Genomic DNA, 16,811 nt, shown 5'->3' with positions numbered 1-16,811 from the left:
CGAAGCTGGCGGAGGTGGCGCGTGACCGGCGCCGCGCTGTCGCGCCGGCTGCGGATGGGGAGATGTCATGACACGCGAAACGGGACGTCGTCCGGGATGGGGTGAGCACGCGGTGCTTCTCGCCGCGGGGCTCGCGGACGTGACGGTGAGCACGGTGGGTTCGGCTCTGGGCGCCGTGCGGGGGCTCGCACGCCGTGCGGACGCCGCGGAGCTGGTCGCGGACGCCGAGCAGGACCTCACGGCACGCGGGCGTCTGCTCGTGGACCGCTACGCGACCGTGCCCCCGGCACATCTGGAGGTCCTGGCCCGGCACGTCCTGGCCCGGCGGGTGGACGACGGTGGCTGAGCGGTGGGAGCAGGCCGCGTTCAAGGCCCGGGTCGACCAGGTGCTGCACCGCTTCGTCGCCGACGAGGCGGACCTCCTCGCGGCGGTCGACCCGGCACTGGGACCGGTGGCCGATCAGGTGGAGGCGGCGGTCGCGGTCGGCAAGCGCCTGCGGTCGGCGTTCTGCTACTGGGGCTGGCGCGCGGCCCGGCAGCCCGAGAGCGAGGCACTCCTGCGGGCGGCTGCGTCCATGGAGCTGGTGCACGCGGCCGCCGTCGTGCACGACGACCTCATCGACGACAGTCCCATGCGCCATGGTCTGGCGACCGCGCACGTGGCCCTCGGCGGAGCCGTACGGCATCATCCGCGCGCGGTGGAAGCCGCCCGGTCGCTGGCCATGCTGGTCGGGGACCTCCTCATGTCGCTCGCCGGTCAGTTGTTCGCGACCAGCGGTCTGCCGGCCGCCTATCTCGGCCGGGCCCGCCCGCTGTGGGCGGCGCTCGCCCGGGACCTGATCGCCGGTGAGTGCCTGGAGATCCTCCACACCGGCCTCGCTCCGGACACGGCGGCGTCACTCAAAGTGATCCGCTACAAGACCGCCAAGTACACCGTCGAGCAGCCCCTGTTGATCGGCGGCGCCCTGGCGGGGGCCGGTGCGGGGCTGCGGGAGGGGTACAGCGCCTACGGGCTGCCGTTGGGCGAGGCCTTCCAGCTGAGGGACGACCTGCTGGGTCTGTTCGGGGATCCGCGGCGCACCGGGAAGGCCGACTCCGACGACGTACGCGGCCACCGGCCCACCACCCTCCTCGCGGAGACGTGGCGCGTGGCGGGACCCGACGACCGCGAGCGGCTGCGCGCCCTCCTCGGCCGACACGACCTGGACGAGGACGGTCTGGAGGCCGTACGCGAGGTGGTACGCCGGCTCGGTACACCCGACCGTGTCGAGAACATGATCACCGCCCGGGTCGAGGAGGCGCTGCGCGCCCTCGACGAGCTGGACGTGCCCACCCCCGCCACCACCGCCCTGACCGCCCTCGCCCACTCGGCGGCGGTCCGGCTGTCCTGACCCGCCGACGGGACCGGGTCGGATCGGGCCGGACCGGGTTCGGCCGGGTCGGATCGGCACCACTCACGAGGAGCCTTGCCCATGCCCCACACCGACGCATCGATGAACGCCCTCCGGCAGTCAGGCGACGAACTCGCCGACGCCACCGTCGCCGCCCTCTACGAGCGCGGCGAGATGGGCTCGTTCAACACCCTGATGCGCTTCTTCTCCACCGCCGGCGCCCCGGTCCCCGAGGGCCTGCCCGATGTCGCCAGGGAGTACCTGCGGGCGACGAGCTCCCCGCCGGCCTGGGTGGACTGGGAGGAGATGGAGCGGGCCCGGCTGTTCTTCATCGACAACAACGTGCACATCTCCACCGCTCTGTCGTTCGCCTCGATGCCCGCCTGCTACCTCGTCCCGCACGTGGCGAAGCTGCTTTCGACGACCCACGGCCTGGACTACCCGTCCACACGGATGGCGGCGACCGGCCAGTTCACCGTCTATCTGATGCGGCCCGACGCCTTCGAGGCCGGCAGCCGCTTCATCCCCGCCGCCCAGAAGGTCCGTCTGCTGCACGCCTCCATCCGTCACCACCTCGCGCGCGAGAACCGGTGGGACACGGAGACGGCGGGGGTGCCGATCTGCCAGGAGGACATGATCGGCGGGCAGATGTTCTTCTCGCTGCTCGTCCTGGACAGCCTGCACCGCCTCGGCATCCACATGTCCGAGGAGGGGGCGGGGGCCTACTACTACGCCTGGCGGGTGGTCGGTGCGATGCTCGGCGTCGACCAGGACGCCGTCCCCGGGAGCCTCGACGACGCCCGCCGGTTCCTCGACCGGTACATGATCCGGCACATGGGCCCCTCCCCGGAGGGCGTCCGTCTGACCCGACAGCTCATCGATCTCTACGAGGACGTCGTGCCCGGGACCCTGCTCGACCCCGTCGTCCCCGCTCTCGTCCGCTACCTCGTCGGAGACACCTGCGCCGACTGGCTCGATGTCCCCAGCGCGCCCGCGTGGGACACGCTCGTCAAGGCGATGCCGCATCTCCTGGGCGTCCTGGAGACCATCGAGGACCGCTCCCCCCTGGGCGCCTGGGCCCTGGACCGGCTCGGGCACCTCACCACCCTCTTCGAACTGTCCTCGCTCACCCGCGGGCGGGTCATGCACTACGCGGTCCCCGAGCACCTCAGGAAGGAGTACGGCGTCCCCGACGCGCCGCCCCGCACCCGCCGCTGGACACCGCCCGCCGCGACGCTCGCGCCGTGACGCGTCGGCGTGTCCGCTCCCCTTCGCCACTGCCCCGTCAGCGGGTCCACTCCTGCAGGACGGCCGCGATCCGACGAACGTCGACCCGGCCCTCGGCCACCCGCTCGACGAGGTCGATGGCCTCCTCCGCCGTCACGCTCACCGGGAACCCGGACGCGTGGAGGTAGGCCGCCGCGACGACGACGCCGTACAGCTCGTTGGAGTGTTCGAGGGCGGGGACGCGCACGAACTGCTCCAGGAGCGCGGCGGCCCGGTGATGCGGCTGGTCGTAGACCGGGATGTCCATCACACGGAAGACATGGCGGGCGCGGGCAGCCTCGAAGGATCCCCAGTCGGAGATCTCCGGGTCGCCCGGGATCTCCGCCTGGGCGACGTCGAGCAGCCAGGACAGTTCTATCCGCAGCACCGTCACGGACCCGGCTCAGGCGGCGTCGGCGCCGGGCCGCGCGGGGCCGCCGAACCGCTCCGCGAAGGCCTTGCCGTGCTGGTCGACGAAGGAACGCGCCCCTTCCACGAACAGCGTGCGCGTCAGGTCTGCGTCCAGGACCCGGCCCGCGTAGTCCTCGGCGGGCACGTGCCTCTCGGCGGCGGCCCGCTCCAGCGCCTCGTACGCCTCGTCACTGATCTCGATCCTGATCTCCCGTGCCATGCGCCCACGGTAGCGGTCCGCCGCCGGGCGCGGCAGGGGGCCGGTCGACCGCCTGTGATCGGATAGGGCCATGGATTCTCGGACCCTGTACCTGTTCAGCAGCGCGGCCCCGCCGGTCTTCGACGTCGCCCGGGTCATCGAGGAGGCCCAGGCGGACGGCTGGGACGTCTGCCTCGGTCTCACGCCGACGGCGGCCCGTTGGCTCGCGCACTCCCTCGACGGCCTCGCCGTGCTCACCGGCCACCCCGTGCGCTGGGACTACGGTTTCCCCGGCGACCCGGAGCCGTGGCCGCGCGCGGACGCGATCGTCGTCGCGCCGGCCACGTTCAACACGGTGAACCGGTGGGCGCTCGGCATCACGGACACGTGGCTCGTCGGGGTGGTCGCCGAGGGCATCGGGAAGGGGATCCCGATGGCCCTGATGCCGTGCGTGAACTCCGCGTACGCCGCGCACCCCCGGTTCCAGGTGTCGATCGAGACGCTCCGGGGTGCCGGAGTGCGGGTCCTGTACGGCGAGGGCGGGTTCGTACCCCACGGGCCCGGCGAGGGGGATCCGACGACGTTCCCGTGGCGTGCCGCCCTGGACGCCGTGGTGGACGTCCTGGACGTCCCTGCCTGACGGTGCCCTGCCTGACCGAGTCCCCTCTGACCACGGGAACACCGGTCCTCGTACCGCGCTGCCCGTGACCACGTGCGTTCCGGCCGGGGAGGGCACTCGTCCTCCCCGGCCGGGACGTGCGACAGCGGTGCGGCCCCCCGCCGATTCCGCTAGCCGGCCCTGACGCGCAGGAAGGTGACCGAATGCGCGGGGAAGGTGTGCGTGAAGGTACGGCCGATGCCCGCCAGCGTCGACCTGCGCGGCTGGATCGGGGAGGCGTCGGCGCTGTTGACCGCGTCAGGTGCGCCTTCCAGTGTGGTCAGCCGGGCGGTCGGGGCGACGTCGGCCGTGCCGAGGTCGATGCTCGTACGGGCCGCGGTGGCCTGGGCGTTGACGACCTTGACGACCAGGTCGCCCTTGTCCCTGGTCACCACGTGACGGAAGGGTTCGGCGGTCTTGTCGTCGGTGAAGGAGCCCCACTTCTGCCCGTCGAGATAGAGGGTGACCTGGCGGCCCCGTACCTGGACGTGGATGTCGTAGGGGCGGCCCGTCTCGATCGTGGTGGCGTTCTCCAGCAGGCTCTGCTTGCCTCCGCCGGCGGTCTTCTCCACGGCGGAGCGGGTGTTGCCCCAGCCGCCGAGGTTCCACCAGAAGAGGTTGCCGGTGTCGCGTACGCCGAAGGCGACCAGGAAGCCCTCCCGGCCGGACTTCTTCGTGGCCCTGACCTTCAGGTCGTAGTCCTGCCAGCCCGTGTCACCCGCGGTGACCAGGGTGTTCTCCGCGGCCTCGTCGGACTGGACGTACGCTCCGTCCTCGACGGCCCAGGCGCCCCGTCCGGCTGCCGGCGTCCACCGGGAGGCCCCGGCGGAGAAGTCGTCCTTCAGGAGGGACGTGCCGTTCGCGGCGGTGACCTCGACGTCGTCGTAGGCGGCCGCGGTGGCCCACGTCGACAGGCCGATCGCTCCGGTGATCGGGCCCGACACGGAAGGTGTGGCGGAGGCGCGGCTCGGTACGACCCGGTCACCGGTGTTGTTCATGAACAGCTTCTGGACCTCGTAGCTCGTCGAGCCCCAGGAACGGTTGTTGTCGAACCAGATCATGTCCGGCCGCCACTGGTTCTGGTGCACGTCGGCGAGCAGCGGGGCGTACGAGGCGAGCTTGACCACGTCGGCGTTGCGCTCGAGGCCGGTCATGAACGCCGCCTCGGACAGGGCGTTGGAGAAGCGGTTGTCGCGGGAGGCGTACTCCCCGAGGAAGACCTTGGGGCCCGTACGGTCGTAGGAGTCGTAGCGGTTGTTGTTCTCCAGGAACCACTGCGGGCTGTTGTAGTAGTGCTCGTCGACCAGGTCGACACCGGCCTGACGGTTGAGGTCCCACAGGCGGTCGAAGGTGGCGCCGCCGGAGGAGGGGCCGGAGTTGGAGACGATCGTGATCTCCGGGTACCTGGCCTCGATGGCCGTGCGGAACTCGGTGAAGCGGGCGAAGAAGGCGTCGGGCAGGTTCTCCTCGTTGCCCACGCCCAGGTGGGTCAGGCCGAAGGGCTTCGGGTGGCCCATCTCGGCGCGCTTGCGGCCCCAGGGGGAGGTGACGGGGCCGTTGGCGAACTCGATCAGGTCGAGGGTGTCCTGGATGTGCCGCCTGAGCAGGGCCGGGTCGTCGGTCGCGCGGTTCTCCCCGCAGCCGGTGACGAGAGCGGGCACGACGGGCAGCGGCATCGCACCGATGTCCTCGGAGAACTGGAAGTACTCGTAGTAGCCGAGGCCGTAGCTCTGGTGGTACCCCCAGAAGTTGGCGTTGACCGCCCGCTGCTCGACCGGGCCGATCGTGTCCTTCCACTGGTAGGAGCGGCGGCGTTCCCAGTTCGGGGCCTCGTAGGCGTCGTGGCTGCCGGTGTTGACCAGGCAGCCGCCCGGGAAGCGGAGGAAACCCGGGTCCAGTGCGGCGATCTTGTCGGCGAGGTCCTTGCGCAGCCCGTTCTTGCGGCCCTTGTAGGTGTCGCGGGGGAAGAGCGAGACCATGTCGAGACGCAGGGTTCCGGCGCCCCGGCCCGTCACCGCGAGCCGTCCGGCGGTGGTGGTCACCTTGGGGACGAGGGTGCCGGTGTACTTGGCCCAGCGGTCGCCGCGCACGGTGAGGTCCAGCGGTGCGCTCAGGACGGTGCCGTCGCCGGAGCGCAGCTCGGTCGTGAGGCGCGTACCGGCCGCGCTGTCCGTGCGCGCCCAGACGGAGAAGTCGTACCGTGTGCCTTCCTTGAGGGCCATGCCGGCGCCGTAGCCGCTGTTGACGATGCCGAAGCGGCCCGTGGTGCCGCCCGTGCCGGCGAGGTCGAGGCGCAGGTGGGTGCGGTTGCGTTCGTTCAGCCGCTGGGCGTCGTCGACGGCTTTCAGGGTGCCGGTGGCGCCGCCGGACGCGGTCTGCTGCCAGGCGGTCAGCGGGGTGTAGGCACGGTTGTCGACCGGGCTGTACTCGAAGGAGCGGTTCTGTACGAGTTCGGCGTAGAGGCCGCCGTCGGCGGCGTTGTTGATGTCTTCGAAGAAGACGCCGTACATGGTGGGGTCGATCGCCGGTCCCGTACGGTCGGCGTCGACGGACAGCGTGTAGTCCGTCACGGCGGGTTCCGCCGCCGCCGGGGACTGCGTGAGGAGACCGGTCGCCAGCGAGGTGGCGAGCAGGCCACTGACGAGGACACCGGCTTTTCTCGTGGTGCGGTTGCGCGTGCGCAAGGCGGCTCTCCTTGAGGTGGACGGTTCGGGTCGTCGTGCTCTCGGTGCCCGGTGCCGTACGGGCGGGGCCCTGGCGTTCATCGGCATGCGGACTCCCGTCGGCGGGATGTACGCGGTGACTTCAGGACATCGTCGCGCCGCGGCGCGCGGGCGGGTGCGGCGCGCCGCGGCGGTGGCGGTGCGGTCACACGCTGCCGGGGTTGCCGTAGTAGGCGTCGGGCCCGTGCTTGCGCGTGAAGTGTCGGTCCAGTACGTGCTGCGGGGGTTCGACGGCGCCCAGGGTGATGGTGTGGAGGGCCATCTCGGCCACCGCCTCGCAGATGACGGCGTGTTCCAGGGACTTGGTGGCGTCGGTGCCCCAGGTGAAGGGGCCGTGGTGGGCGACAAGGGCGCCGGGGACCTCGCGGGCCCTGGTGTCGTCCCGGTCCAGGAGGTCCACGATGACCTGGCCCGTGTTGTACTCGTAGTCCTCGGCGCACTGCTCCGGCGTGAGGGCGTCGGTGACGGGGACGGGGCCGTTGAACGTGTCGGCGTGGGTCGTGCCGAGCACCGGGATGGGGCGCCGTGCCTGGGCGAAGGCGACGGCGTGCGTGGAGTGCGTGTGGGTCACGCCTCCGATGGAGGGGAAGGCCAGGTAGAGGCTGCGGTGCGTCTCCGTGTCGGTGGACGGGCGCAGACGGCCGTCCACGACCCGCCCGTCGGACAGGGAGACGACGACGAGGTCCTCCTCGCTCAGGACGTCGTAGGCCACTCCCGAGGGCTTGATGACGAAGACGCCGGCCTGTCTGTCCACACCGCTCACGTTTCCCCAGGTGAGGGTGGCGAGCCCGGCCCGGGGGATGCGGAGGTTGGCCTCCAGTACTTCTCGGCGCAGCTCCTGGGAAACGGTCGTGCTCACGCGGTGCTCCGTCCTGGTGGCGGGGGAGGCGGTCATGGGCGCTCCTGTGGGGCGGCGGAGGTGCGGGCGGGGGTGGTCACAGGCGCTGCGCCAGACGGTGGTAGGCCTGGTTCCACCGCAGTTCGCGGGTGAAGCGCCGAACGGTGGTGTCCTCGTCGATGACGACGAGTTCGGTGCGCAGCATCTCGGCGAGGTCGTCGAGTTCCTCGCCGCCGAGAGCGGTGGTCAGCACGGTGTGGTGCGGTGCTCCGGCCGTCAGCCAGGCCTCGGTGGAGGTGCGCAGGTCGGGGTGGGGGCGCCAGACGGCCCGGGCGACGGGGAGCCGGGGCAGCGGCTCGGGCGGGGTGATGACGTCGATGTGATTGGCGACGAGGCGGAACCGGTCGCCCATGTCGGCCATGCCGACGACGACGGCCGGACCGGGGGCCGCGTCGAAGACGAGCCGGACCGGGTCCTCGCGGCCGCCGATGCCGAGGGGGTGGATCTCGCAGGTGGGTGTCGCCGTCGTGAGGGAGGGGCAGACCTCGAGCATGTGGGCGCCGAGGATGAGTTCCTGGCCGGGTGTGAGGTCGTAGGTGTAGTCCTCCATGAAGGAGGTGCCGCCGGGCAGGCCGTGCGCCATCGCCTTGAGCGTGCGCAGCAGGACGGAGGTCTTCCAGTCCCCTTCGCCGCCGAAGCCGTAGCCGTCCGCCATCAGGCGCTGCACGGCGAGGCCGGGCAGCTGGCGCAGGCCGCCGAGGTCCTCGAAGTTGGTGGTGAAGGCGCGGAAGCCGCCCTCCGTGAGGAAGGTGCGCAGTCCGGCTTCGATCCGGGCGGCGTAGCGCAGGGAGTCGTGGCGTTCGCCGCCGGGACGCAGCTCGGGTGCCAGCGCGTAGAGGTCCTGGTACTCCTTGACGAGCGCGGTGACGGTGTCCTGGTCGGCGGCGTCGACCGCGGCGACGAGATCGTTCACGCCGTAGGTGTTGACCGAGACCCCGAACCGCAGTTGCGCCTCGACCTTGTCGCCTTCGGTGACGGCGACGTCGCGCATGTTGTCGCCGAACCGGGCGAGCTTGAGGGTGGTCAGCTCGGAGCGGCCGATGGCCGCGCGGGCCCATCCGGCGATGCGGTCGGCGACGTCAGGGGTGGAGACGTGGCCCGCCACCGTCTTACGGGGGACACCGAGGCGGGTCTGGATGAAGCCGAACTCCCGGTCGCCGTGAGCGGCCTGGTTCAGGTTCATGAAGTCCATGTCGATGGTGGACCAGGGGAGTTGACGGTTGGCCTGGGTGTGCAGATGGAGCAGGGGCTTGCTCAGCGCGTCGAGGCCGGAGATCCACATCTTGGCCGGGGAGAAGGTGTGCATCCAGGCGATCAGACCGACGCAGCGGTCGTCGGTGTTGGCCTCCAGGCAGAGCGCGCGGATGGCGGCCGCGTCGGTGAGCACCGGCTTCCACACGAGGCGGACGGTCATCTGCGGCTGGTCGGCGAGGGTCGCGCAGATGGCGCGTGACTGGGTGGCGACCTGGGCCAGGGTCTCCTCACCGTAGAGGCCCTGGCTGCCGGTGAGAAACCAGATTTCGCGGTCGGGCTGGGGAAGCGTCATGTGGCGTGTGCTCCTCGGAGGTGCTGGGGTGGAGAGGTCGGGGCGGTGGCGCCGGGCGCGGTCCGGTCAGTCGGCGGTCGTGGTGCGTGCGGTGTTGCGGATCCGCCGCAGGCGGTGCAGGAGGAGGTCCGCGCCGGTGCCGAAGTGGTCGTGAAGGGCGCGGTACTCGTGGAAGAGCGCGTCGTAGGCGTCCGCCCGCGCGGGGTCGGGTACGTACGCGTGCCGCTGGACGCTTCCCATGGCGGAGGCGGCGGAGCGGACGTCGGGGTAGGCGCCGGCGGCGACGGCGGCGTGGATGGCCGAGCCGAGTGCGGGCCCCTGTTCGGAGATGCCGAGGGAGACGGGGCGGCGGAGCACGTCGGCGTGGATCTGCATGAGGAGGGCGTTCTTCTTCAGGCCCCCGGTGACGATGAACTCCTCGACGGGAATCCCGCCGTTCTCGAACGCCTCGACGATCATCCGGGTGCCGTAGGCGGTCGATTCGAGCAGAGCCCGGTAGACGTCCTCGGGCCGGGTGTCGAGGGTCAGTCCGGCGATGACTCCGGACAGGTGGTGGTCGACCAGAGTGGAGCGGTTGCCGTTCATCCAATCCAGGGCGACCAGGCCGTGCGCGCCGACCGGCCGGCCCGCGGCCTTGCGGGTCAGGAGCTGGTGCAGGTCCTCGCCCGTGGCGGTGGCCTCGGTGCGGTAGTGGTCCGGGACGCCCTGTCGGAGCCACCAGGCGAAGATGTCGCCGACCGCGCTCTGACCGGCCTCGTAGCCGTACGCGCCCTCGACGATGCCACCGTCGACGACGCCGCAGATGCCGGGGACGTCGGCGAGGGTGGCGCCGTTGAGGACGTGGCAGGTGGAGGTGCCCATGATGGCCAGCATCCGGCCGTTCTCCACGGCGCCGGCCGCGGGCGCGGCCACGTGGGCGTCCACGTTGCCCGCGGCGACGGGTATGCCTTCGGGGAGGCCGGTCCAGCGGGCGGCCCGGCTGCTCAGGGTGCCGACGCGGGAGCCCAGGGGGGACAGCGGGTGCTCCAGGCGCGTGGCGGGGAAGTCGGCGAAGTCCGGGTGGAGTCGGGCGAGGAAGTCGGACGAGGGGTAGGCGCCGTCCTGGTGGATGCCCTTGTAGCCGGCGGTGCAGGTGTTGCGTGACTCGGCGCCGGTCAGTTGCCAGACGATCCAGTCGGCCGCCTCGATCCAGCGGGCGCAGGCGGCGTAGACGGCGGGATCCTCCTCCAGGACCTGAAGGGCCTTCGCGTACTGCCACTCGGAGGAGATCCTGCCGCCGTACCGTGCGATCCACTTCTCGCCCCGCGCGTGGGCGAGGGCGTTGATGCGGTCGGCCTGGCCCTGGGCCGCGTGGTGCTTCCACAGTTTGGGCCAGGCGTGGGGGCGGTCGGCCCATTCGGGCGTCAGGGCGAGGGGGGTGCCGTCCGGTGTCGTGGGCAGGACGGTGCAGGCGGTGAAGTCGGTGGCGACGCCGATGACGCGGGTCGGGTGGACTCCGGCGTCGGCGACCGCCGCCGGGACGGCGGTACGCAGGACGTCGCGCCAGTCCTCGGGGTGCTGCAGGGCCCAGTCGGGGTGGAGGGGGGTGCCCGTCCGCGGGAGGCGGTCCTCGATGACGGCGTGGCGGTACTCGTGGACTGCCGAACCGAGTTCGGCGCCGTCCCGGACCCTGACCACGACGGCACGCCCGGAGAGGGTGCCGAAGTCGACTCCGATCGTGCAGGCCTCGGGATCGTGGCGGTCCGCGGGGCCGGAAAGGGCGTGTGTGGTCACGATGCGGTCTCTCCTCGTGGGCGGGGGGCAGAGAAACGCCCCCGCTGATTGTTAGCGCTCATATTCGGGTTCGACAAGACCTACGTGCACTTCTGTCGAACTCAGGAAGGGAAACGACCTGTTGGAAGTGAGCGCTCACTTTCCGGGTCGCAGGCCCGCCCGGCGCTCTGTTTCCGGCACGTTCGGCGGGGAGGGGGGCGGCGGGCGGGGGCTGCGCGGGCAAGGCGCCACGAGGCTGGGGCCGCGCGGGCAAAGCGCTACCCGGGTAAGGGACCGCCCAGGCGGGACCAGTCCTCGCGCGGGGGCAGACGGGCCCACGCCCCCGGCGCCGGGCGGGTGAACGGGACCCCCGGCGCCTTGGGTGGATGGCAAGGCCGCTTCGGCGCCCCCGGCGGACCGGCGGGACGCCGACCCCGACGCCGGCAGCGGACGGCACGGGCGGAACGACGACCCCGACGCCGGCAGCGAACGGACCCGTCGGGGACGGTCACAAGCGCGACGCCGTCAGCGGAAGCCGCCGGTCGCCCGGGACGTCACCGTAAGGGCAGGGCACAAGGTGGCGGGAGCCGCAATCGTGTCAGACGTCGCTGGCAGGCCGCGTGCTGGCGCGCATGATGAGCTGCGGTTCCACCAGGAGGTGCTCGGCCTTCCGGGCGCGCCCCTCGATGTGGTCCACCAGGAGCCCGATGCTCCGGCGCCCGATGGTGGTGAAGTCCTGGCGGACCGTCGTCAGCGGCGGCGGGAAGTACTCGGCTTCCGGGATGTCGTCGAAACCGGCGACGGCCACCTGTCCCGGAGTGCGGATGCCGGCTTCGCGCAGCGCCCGCAGGAGACCCAGCGCCATCTGGTCGTTGGCGACGAAGACGGCGGTGACCGGGGTCGCGCCGCGACGGGCCAGGACGAGTCCGGCGAGTTCCTGCCCCGCCCGGTACCCGGACAGCGGGCTCCAGTCGCCCGCCAGCACGCGGGGCGGACGGATGCCGTTGTCCTCCAGGGCGGCGCGCCAGCCCTCGGCGCGGGCCTCGCTCTCCAGCCAGTCGTCGGGGCCTCCCACGTGCCATACGGTGTCGTGTCCGGCGGCGAGCAGGTGCTCCGTGACGAGGCGGGCGCCGAGCTCCTGGTCGAGGGAGACTCCGGGCAGGTCGAGCTGGTGGCCGCCCTCCACGGTGACCACGGGGAAGGGCGCGTCGAGTTCGGCGAGCGCCTGCACGTGCGAGCGCTGGGGGGTGATGGCCACGACGCCGTCCACGCCCCATGAGGCGAGGTGGTCGATGGCGTCCTTGAGTCCCTGCCCCTCTCCGGTGCGCAGGTTGACGGTGGAGACGAGGTAGCCCTCGTCCCGGGCCGCTTCCTGAACACCGGTCAGGGTGCTGGCCGGACCGTAGAGGGAGGTGTTGACGGCGATGACGCCCAGGGTCTTCGTGCGGCGCGTCACCAACGCCCGTGCGGCGGAGTTGCGCCGGTAGCCGAGCCGCTCGATGGCCAGGGTGACCTGCTCGCGGGTGGCCGCGCGCACGTTGGGGTGGTCGCTCAGCACCCGGGAGACGGTCTGGTGGGAGACGCCCGCCTCTTTCGCGACGTCGGCCATCGTCGGCGGGCGGACGTCTTCCGCGGAATGTGCCACGTTTGCCTCCCTTCTTTCCGCTCACGGCTGTGTATCGATGTGAGAAAAAGCCTAGCGCCTCTTGTATCACATCGGTGTGAGCGCTAACAATCTAGCTCCACCGGGGCTGCCGGGCCCCGGCTGCCACGTCGCGACGAGCTCTTCCGGTGGTGCGAGGACACGCGCTGCCGCCGAGCCCGTTCCGGACCGAACAGAACGCCCTGACGACGGGATTGCCAGGTAACGCCCATGAAGAAGCTCCGAGCCGCGTCCGCCCTCCTGACCGTGACCACCGCTTGTGCCCTGCTCCTCACCGCCTGCGGGCAGAACAGCGAAGGAGGGAGCCAGGAGTCGAAGGCCGAGAAGGACCTGACCATCGGCATCGCCATGCCCACCAAGTCCTCCGAGAGGTGGATCGCCGACGGCCGGAACATGACCGAGAGCCTGAAGAAGGCCGGTTTCTCCACGACCCTGCAGTACGGGGAGGACGACCCCGACCAGCAGGTCGCCCAGATCGAGAACATGATCACCCAGGGCGTCGACGCCCTCGTCGTGGCCGCCATCAACGGCGAGGCCCTGTCCAACGTCCTCCAGCAGGCGGCGGACGCCCACATCCCGGTGATCTCCTACGACCGGCTCATCCTGGGCTCCGCGCACGTCGACTACTACGCCTCCTTCGACAACGAGAAGGTCGGCGAGCTCCAGGCCACGTACATCGTCGAGAAGCTGGGGTTGAAGGGCGGCTCGAAGAAGGGCCCCTTCAACATCGAGCTGTTCGCCGGGTCCAACGACGACAACAACACCAAGTACTTCTTCGACGGCGCCATGAAGGTGCTGAAGCCCTACCTCGACAAGAAGCAGCTGGTCGTGCGCTCCCAGCAGACCCGGCTCAGCCAGGTCACCACCCTGCGCTGGGACGGCGGGACGGCGCAGAAGCGCATGGACGACCTGCTGACCTCCTCCTACTCCACCGCCCGGGTCGACGCCGTCCTCTCCCCCTACGACGGGATATCCATCGGCATCCTGTCCGCCCTGAAGTCCGACGACTACGGGAGCGCCGCGAAGCCGCTGCCGGTCGTCACCGGTCAGGACGCGGAGGTCGCCTCCGTGAAGTCGATCATCGCGGGCCAGCAGACGCAGACCGTCTACAAGGACACCCGGGCACTCGCCCAGGTCGCCGCGAACATGGTGCGTGCCGTACTCGACGGCAAGAAGCCGGAGATCAACGACGACACCACGTACGACAACGGCAAGAAGGTGGTTCCGGCCTACCTGCTCGACCCGGTCAGCGTCGACCGGTCGAACTACCGGAAGGTCCTGGTCGACTCCGGCTACATCGACGCCGAGGAGCTCCGGTGACCTCGGCCGCGGCTCACCGTTCCCCGGCCTCCGGATCCGCCCCGCTCCCGTCCGGCCCCGTCCTCCGGATGCGCTCCATCGTCAAGACCTTCCCCGGAGTCAGGGCACTGTCCGACGTGACCCTGTCCGTGGAGCGCGGCGAGGTCCACGCCCTGTGCGGGGAGAACGGTGCCGGCAAGTCGACACTCATGAAGGTCCTGTCCGGCGTCCACCCGCACGGCACGTACGAGGGCGAGATCCTCTTCGACGGCGAGCCGTGCCGTTTCAAGGACATCAGGGCCAGCGAGCGGCGCGGCATCGTCATCATCCACCAGGAGCTGGCACTCGTTCCGTACCTGTCGATCGCCGAGAACATCTTCCTGGGCAACGAACCGTCCCGACGGGGGATCATCGACTGGCGTCGAGCGCTGCGTCGTGCTGCGGAACTGCTCCGACGTGTCGGCCTCGACGAGCATCCCGAGACCCGGGTCGCCGACATCGGGGTCGGCAAGCAGCAGCTCGTGGAGATCGCCAAGGCGCTGGCGAAAGACGTCCGGCTGCTGATCCTGGACGAACCCACCGCCGCGCTCAACGACGAGGACAGCGCCAAGCTGCTCCAGCTGATGCAGGAGCTGAAGAGCCAGGGCATCACCTCGATCATCATCTCGCACAAGCTCAACGAGATCGCCCGGATCGCCGACTCCGTCACCATCCTGCGCGACGGGCGGTCCATCGAGACCCTGGACGTCAGGGACCCGGCCACCACCGAGGAACGCATCATCCGCGGCATGGTGGGACGGGACCTCGACAGCCGATTCCCCGACCGTGCCCCGTACGGGGGCCCGACCGGGACCGACCCCGCCCTGGAGATCCGGGACTGGACCGTGCGCCACCCCCTGGACCGCGGCCGGAAGGTCGTCGACCGGGTATCGCTCCAGGTCCGCCGGGGGGAGATCGTCGGCGTCGCCGGGCTCATGGGTGCCGGCCGGACCGAACTGGCGATGAGCGTCTTCGGCCGCTCGTACGGGCGTTACGAACAGGGCGCCGTCCTCAGGGACGGCCGCGAGGTACGGACCCGTACGGTTCCCGAAGCGGTCGCCCACGGCATCGCGTACGTCACCGAGGACCGGAAACACTACGGTCTCGACCTCGGGGACTCCGTGAGCCGGAACATCTCACTCGCGTCCCTCGGCGCGCTCGCCCGGCGCGGCATCGTCGACGGGCACGAGGAACGCAAGGTCGCCGAACGGTACCGGCGGACGATGAACATCAAGGCACCGAACGTCATGGAGCCGGTCGGCCGCCTCTCCGGCGGCAACCAGCAGAAGGTCGTTCTCAGCAAGTGGATCCTCTCAGGACCTGACGTCCTCATCCTCGACGAACCCACCCGCGGGGTCGACGTGGGAGCCAAGTTCGAGATCTACACCGTGATCAACCGGCTCGCCGCCGAGGGCAAGGCGATCCTCCTCATCTCCTCCGAGCTGCCCGAACTGCTCGGCATGTGCGACCGCATCTACACCATGGCGGCCGGACGGCTGACCGGCGAAGTCGCCCGCGAGGACGCCACACAGGAAGTGCTGATGCGGCACATGACGCAGGACACTCCCCCACCGCCGGCAGGCACGGCGGGCACCACCCCCAGCGAAGGACACCAGGCATGAGCACCGACGTCAGCACGAACACCACGACACCGTCGCCCCCGGGCGGCGCCGGCACCCCGGCCACCGGGGCACCGGTGGTCCGGGTCCTCCTGGACGGCGTCCGGCGGAACATGCGCCAGTACGGGATGCTCTTCGCCCTCGGCCTGATCGTGCTCCTGTTCCAGATCTGGACGGGGGGCGACCTCCTGCTGCCGCGCAACGTCTCCAACCTGGTGCTGCAGAACAGCTACATCCTCATCCTGGCCATCGGCATGATGATCGTCATCATCTCCGGTCACATCGACCTGTCGGTGGGCTCCCTGATGGCCCTCGTCGGTGGGGTCGGGGCGGTCCTCATGGTCGAGCACCGTCTCTCCTGGCCCGTCGCGGTGCTCCTCACCCTCCTGCTGGGAGCGGCCGCCGGCGCGCTGCAGGGGTTCTTCATCGCGTACGTCGGCATACCGTCGTTCATCGTGACCCTCGCCGGCATGCTGCTGTTCCGCGGGCTGACGGAGATCTTCCTCAAGGGGCAGACACTCGGCCCGTTCCCGGACGGGTTGCAGAAGGTCGCCAACGGCTTCCTGCCGGAGCTGGGGCCGCGGACCAACTACCACAACATCACCCTGCTCCTGGGCCTGGGGCTGATCGTCTACGTGGTGTTCCAGGAGGTGCGGGACCGCCGTCGCCGGCGTGAGTTCACCCTGGAGACCCTGCCCACGGGCCTGTTCGCCCTGAAGGTGACGGCGCTGGTCTCCGCCGTCCTGGTCACGACGCTCCTGCTCGCCAGCTACAAGGGCGCGCCGGTGGTCCTCCTGATCCTGGCCGTGCTGCTGGTCGGTTGCGGTTACGTGATGCGCAACGCCGTAATCGGGCGCCATGTGTACGCGATCGGGGGGAACCTGCCCGCCGCGAAGCTGTCGGGCGTCAAGGACAGGAAGGTGACCTTCGCGGTGTTCCTCAACATGGGGATGCTCGCGGCGCTCGCCGGGCTCGTGTTCGCGGCGCGCTTCAACGCTGCCTCGCCGAAGGCGGGGGTGAACTTCGAACTGGAGGCCATCGCCGCCGCGTTCATCGGCGGGGCGTCGATGAGCGGTGGCGTCGGCACCGTGCTGGGGGCCATCATCGGCGGCCTGGTCCTCGGTGTGCTCAACAACGGCATGAACCTGGTCGGGGTGGGGACCGACTGGCAGCAGGTCATCAAGGGGCTCGTGCTGCTCGCCGCGGTCGGCTTCGACGTGTGGAACAAGCGCAGGGCGGGCGCCTGACCTCGCTCCGGACATGGTGGTGCCCCCCCGCGGGGCCCCCCGCGGGCCGCGCCCGGGGGGGGCCCGCACGGGCCCCGTGCATCCCCCGCCGGCGGCCGCC

Annotated in this window: 14 protein-coding genes; 7 read left to right on the top strand and 7 right to left on the bottom strand. The window is 70.8% G+C overall.

All coding sequences use genetic code 11. The features are described 5' to 3' along the window. The first annotated feature begins 67 nt into the window (after window positions 1-67). The 3 genes from ACFWV2_RS26600 to ACFWV2_RS26590 all read left to right on the top strand — a co-directional run bounded on the left by ACFWV2_RS26600 (window position 68) and on the right by ACFWV2_RS26590 (window position 2,639). A complete protein-coding gene (locus ACFWV2_RS26600; protein WP_384408482.1) occupies window positions 68-346 on the top strand; it encodes a polyprenyl synthetase in 279 nt (92 codons plus the stop codon). After that, window positions 339-1,391 (top strand): polyprenyl synthetase family protein, encoded by a 1,053-nt coding sequence (locus tag ACFWV2_RS26595; RefSeq protein WP_384408480.1) that lies wholly within the window; start codon window positions 339-341, stop codon window positions 1,389-1,391. Before ACFWV2_RS26600 ends, ACFWV2_RS26595 begins: the two co-directional genes overlap by 8 nt. 81 nt (window positions 1,392-1,472) lie before the next feature. Continuing rightward, window positions 1,473-2,639: an oxygenase MpaB family protein gene (locus tag ACFWV2_RS26590; RefSeq protein WP_384408478.1), complete on the top strand. Its 1,167-nt coding sequence runs from the start codon at window positions 1,473-1,475 to the stop codon at window positions 2,637-2,639. Between the two features lie 37 nt (window positions 2,640-2,676). Here the strand turns inward: ACFWV2_RS26590 and ACFWV2_RS26585 are convergent, their stop codons facing one another. Both ACFWV2_RS26585 and ACFWV2_RS26580 read right to left on the bottom strand, forming a co-directional pair. Next, the gene (locus ACFWV2_RS26585; RefSeq protein ID WP_384408475.1) at window positions 2,677-3,051 is read right to left on the bottom strand and encodes a fic family toxin-antitoxin system, toxin component; all 375 of its coding nucleotides are present in this window, start codon (window positions 3,049-3,051) and stop codon (window positions 2,677-2,679) included. A 9-nt stretch (window positions 3,052-3,060) separates the two neighbouring features. Then, entirely contained in the window at window positions 3,061-3,288 is a 228-nt protein-coding gene (locus ACFWV2_RS26580) for a hypothetical protein (RefSeq protein WP_384408473.1), read from the bottom strand. 70 nt (window positions 3,289-3,358) lie between these two features. On the opposite strand from ACFWV2_RS26580, the gene ACFWV2_RS26575 reads away from it, so the two are divergent. Continuing rightward, window positions 3,359-3,907: a flavoprotein gene (locus tag ACFWV2_RS26575; RefSeq protein ID WP_384408471.1), complete on the top strand. Its 549-nt coding sequence runs from the start codon at window positions 3,359-3,361 to the stop codon at window positions 3,905-3,907. Window positions 3,908-4,056: 149 nt separating this feature from the next. Here the strand turns inward: ACFWV2_RS26575 and ACFWV2_RS26570 are convergent, their stop codons facing one another. The 5 genes from ACFWV2_RS26570 to ACFWV2_RS26550 all read right to left on the bottom strand — a co-directional run bounded on the left by ACFWV2_RS26570 (window position 4,057) and on the right by ACFWV2_RS26550 (window position 12,489). After that, the gene (locus tag ACFWV2_RS26570; RefSeq protein WP_384408515.1) at window positions 4,057-6,690 is read right to left on the bottom strand and encodes an alpha-L-arabinofuranosidase C-terminal domain-containing protein; all 2,634 of its coding nucleotides are present in this window, start codon (window positions 6,688-6,690) and stop codon (window positions 4,057-4,059) included. Window positions 6,691-6,793: 103 nt separating this feature from the next. After that, complete coding sequence (gene araD / locus ACFWV2_RS26565) at window positions 6,794-7,543, bottom strand: L-ribulose-5-phosphate 4-epimerase AraD (RefSeq protein ID WP_384408469.1); 750 nt, start codon at window positions 7,541-7,543, stop codon at window positions 6,794-6,796. 40 nt (window positions 7,544-7,583) lie between these two features. After that, complete coding sequence (gene araA / locus ACFWV2_RS26560) at window positions 7,584-9,092, bottom strand: L-arabinose isomerase (RefSeq protein ID WP_384408467.1); 1,509 nt, start codon at window positions 9,090-9,092, stop codon at window positions 7,584-7,586. A 66-nt stretch (window positions 9,093-9,158) separates the two neighbouring features. Beyond that, window positions 9,159-10,865, bottom strand: a complete 1,707-nt coding sequence (gene araB, locus ACFWV2_RS26555; protein WP_384408465.1) for a ribulokinase — start codon at window positions 10,863-10,865, stop codon at window positions 9,159-9,161. Between the two features lie 577 nt (window positions 10,866-11,442). Then, a complete protein-coding gene (locus ACFWV2_RS26550) occupies window positions 11,443-12,489 on the bottom strand; it encodes a LacI family DNA-binding transcriptional regulator (RefSeq protein ID WP_384408463.1) in 1,047 nt (348 codons plus the stop codon). 228 nt (window positions 12,490-12,717) lie between these two features. Between ACFWV2_RS26550 and chvE the strand changes: the two genes are divergently transcribed. The 3 genes from chvE (at window position 12,718) to mmsB (ending at window position 16,711) form a co-directional block, all read left to right on the top strand. Next, on the top strand, window positions 12,718-13,827 hold the full coding sequence (chvE, locus tag ACFWV2_RS26545) for a multiple monosaccharide ABC transporter substrate-binding protein (protein WP_384408462.1): 1,110 nt from the start codon (window positions 12,718-12,720) through the stop codon (window positions 13,825-13,827). Window positions 13,828-13,895: 68 nt separating this feature from the next. Next, window positions 13,896-15,467, top strand: coding sequence for a multiple monosaccharide ABC transporter ATP-binding protein (gene mmsA, locus ACFWV2_RS26540; RefSeq protein ID WP_384408513.1), 1,572 nt, complete (start codon window positions 13,896-13,898; stop codon window positions 15,465-15,467). Beyond that, window positions 15,464-16,711: a multiple monosaccharide ABC transporter permease gene (mmsB, locus tag ACFWV2_RS26535; RefSeq protein WP_384408460.1), complete on the top strand. Its 1,248-nt coding sequence runs from the start codon at window positions 15,464-15,466 to the stop codon at window positions 16,709-16,711. Before mmsA ends, mmsB begins: the two co-directional genes overlap by 4 nt. Window positions 16,712-16,811: the final 100 nt, after the last annotated feature.

It is taken from the genome of Streptomyces sp. NPDC058671 (genome assembly GCF_042716475.1).
Classification (GTDB): domain Bacteria; phylum Actinomycetota; class Actinomycetes; order Streptomycetales; family Streptomycetaceae; genus Streptomyces.
The sequence above is the reverse complement of the archived record's forward strand: the minus strand, read 5'-3'. Positions and strand labels throughout refer to the sequence as shown.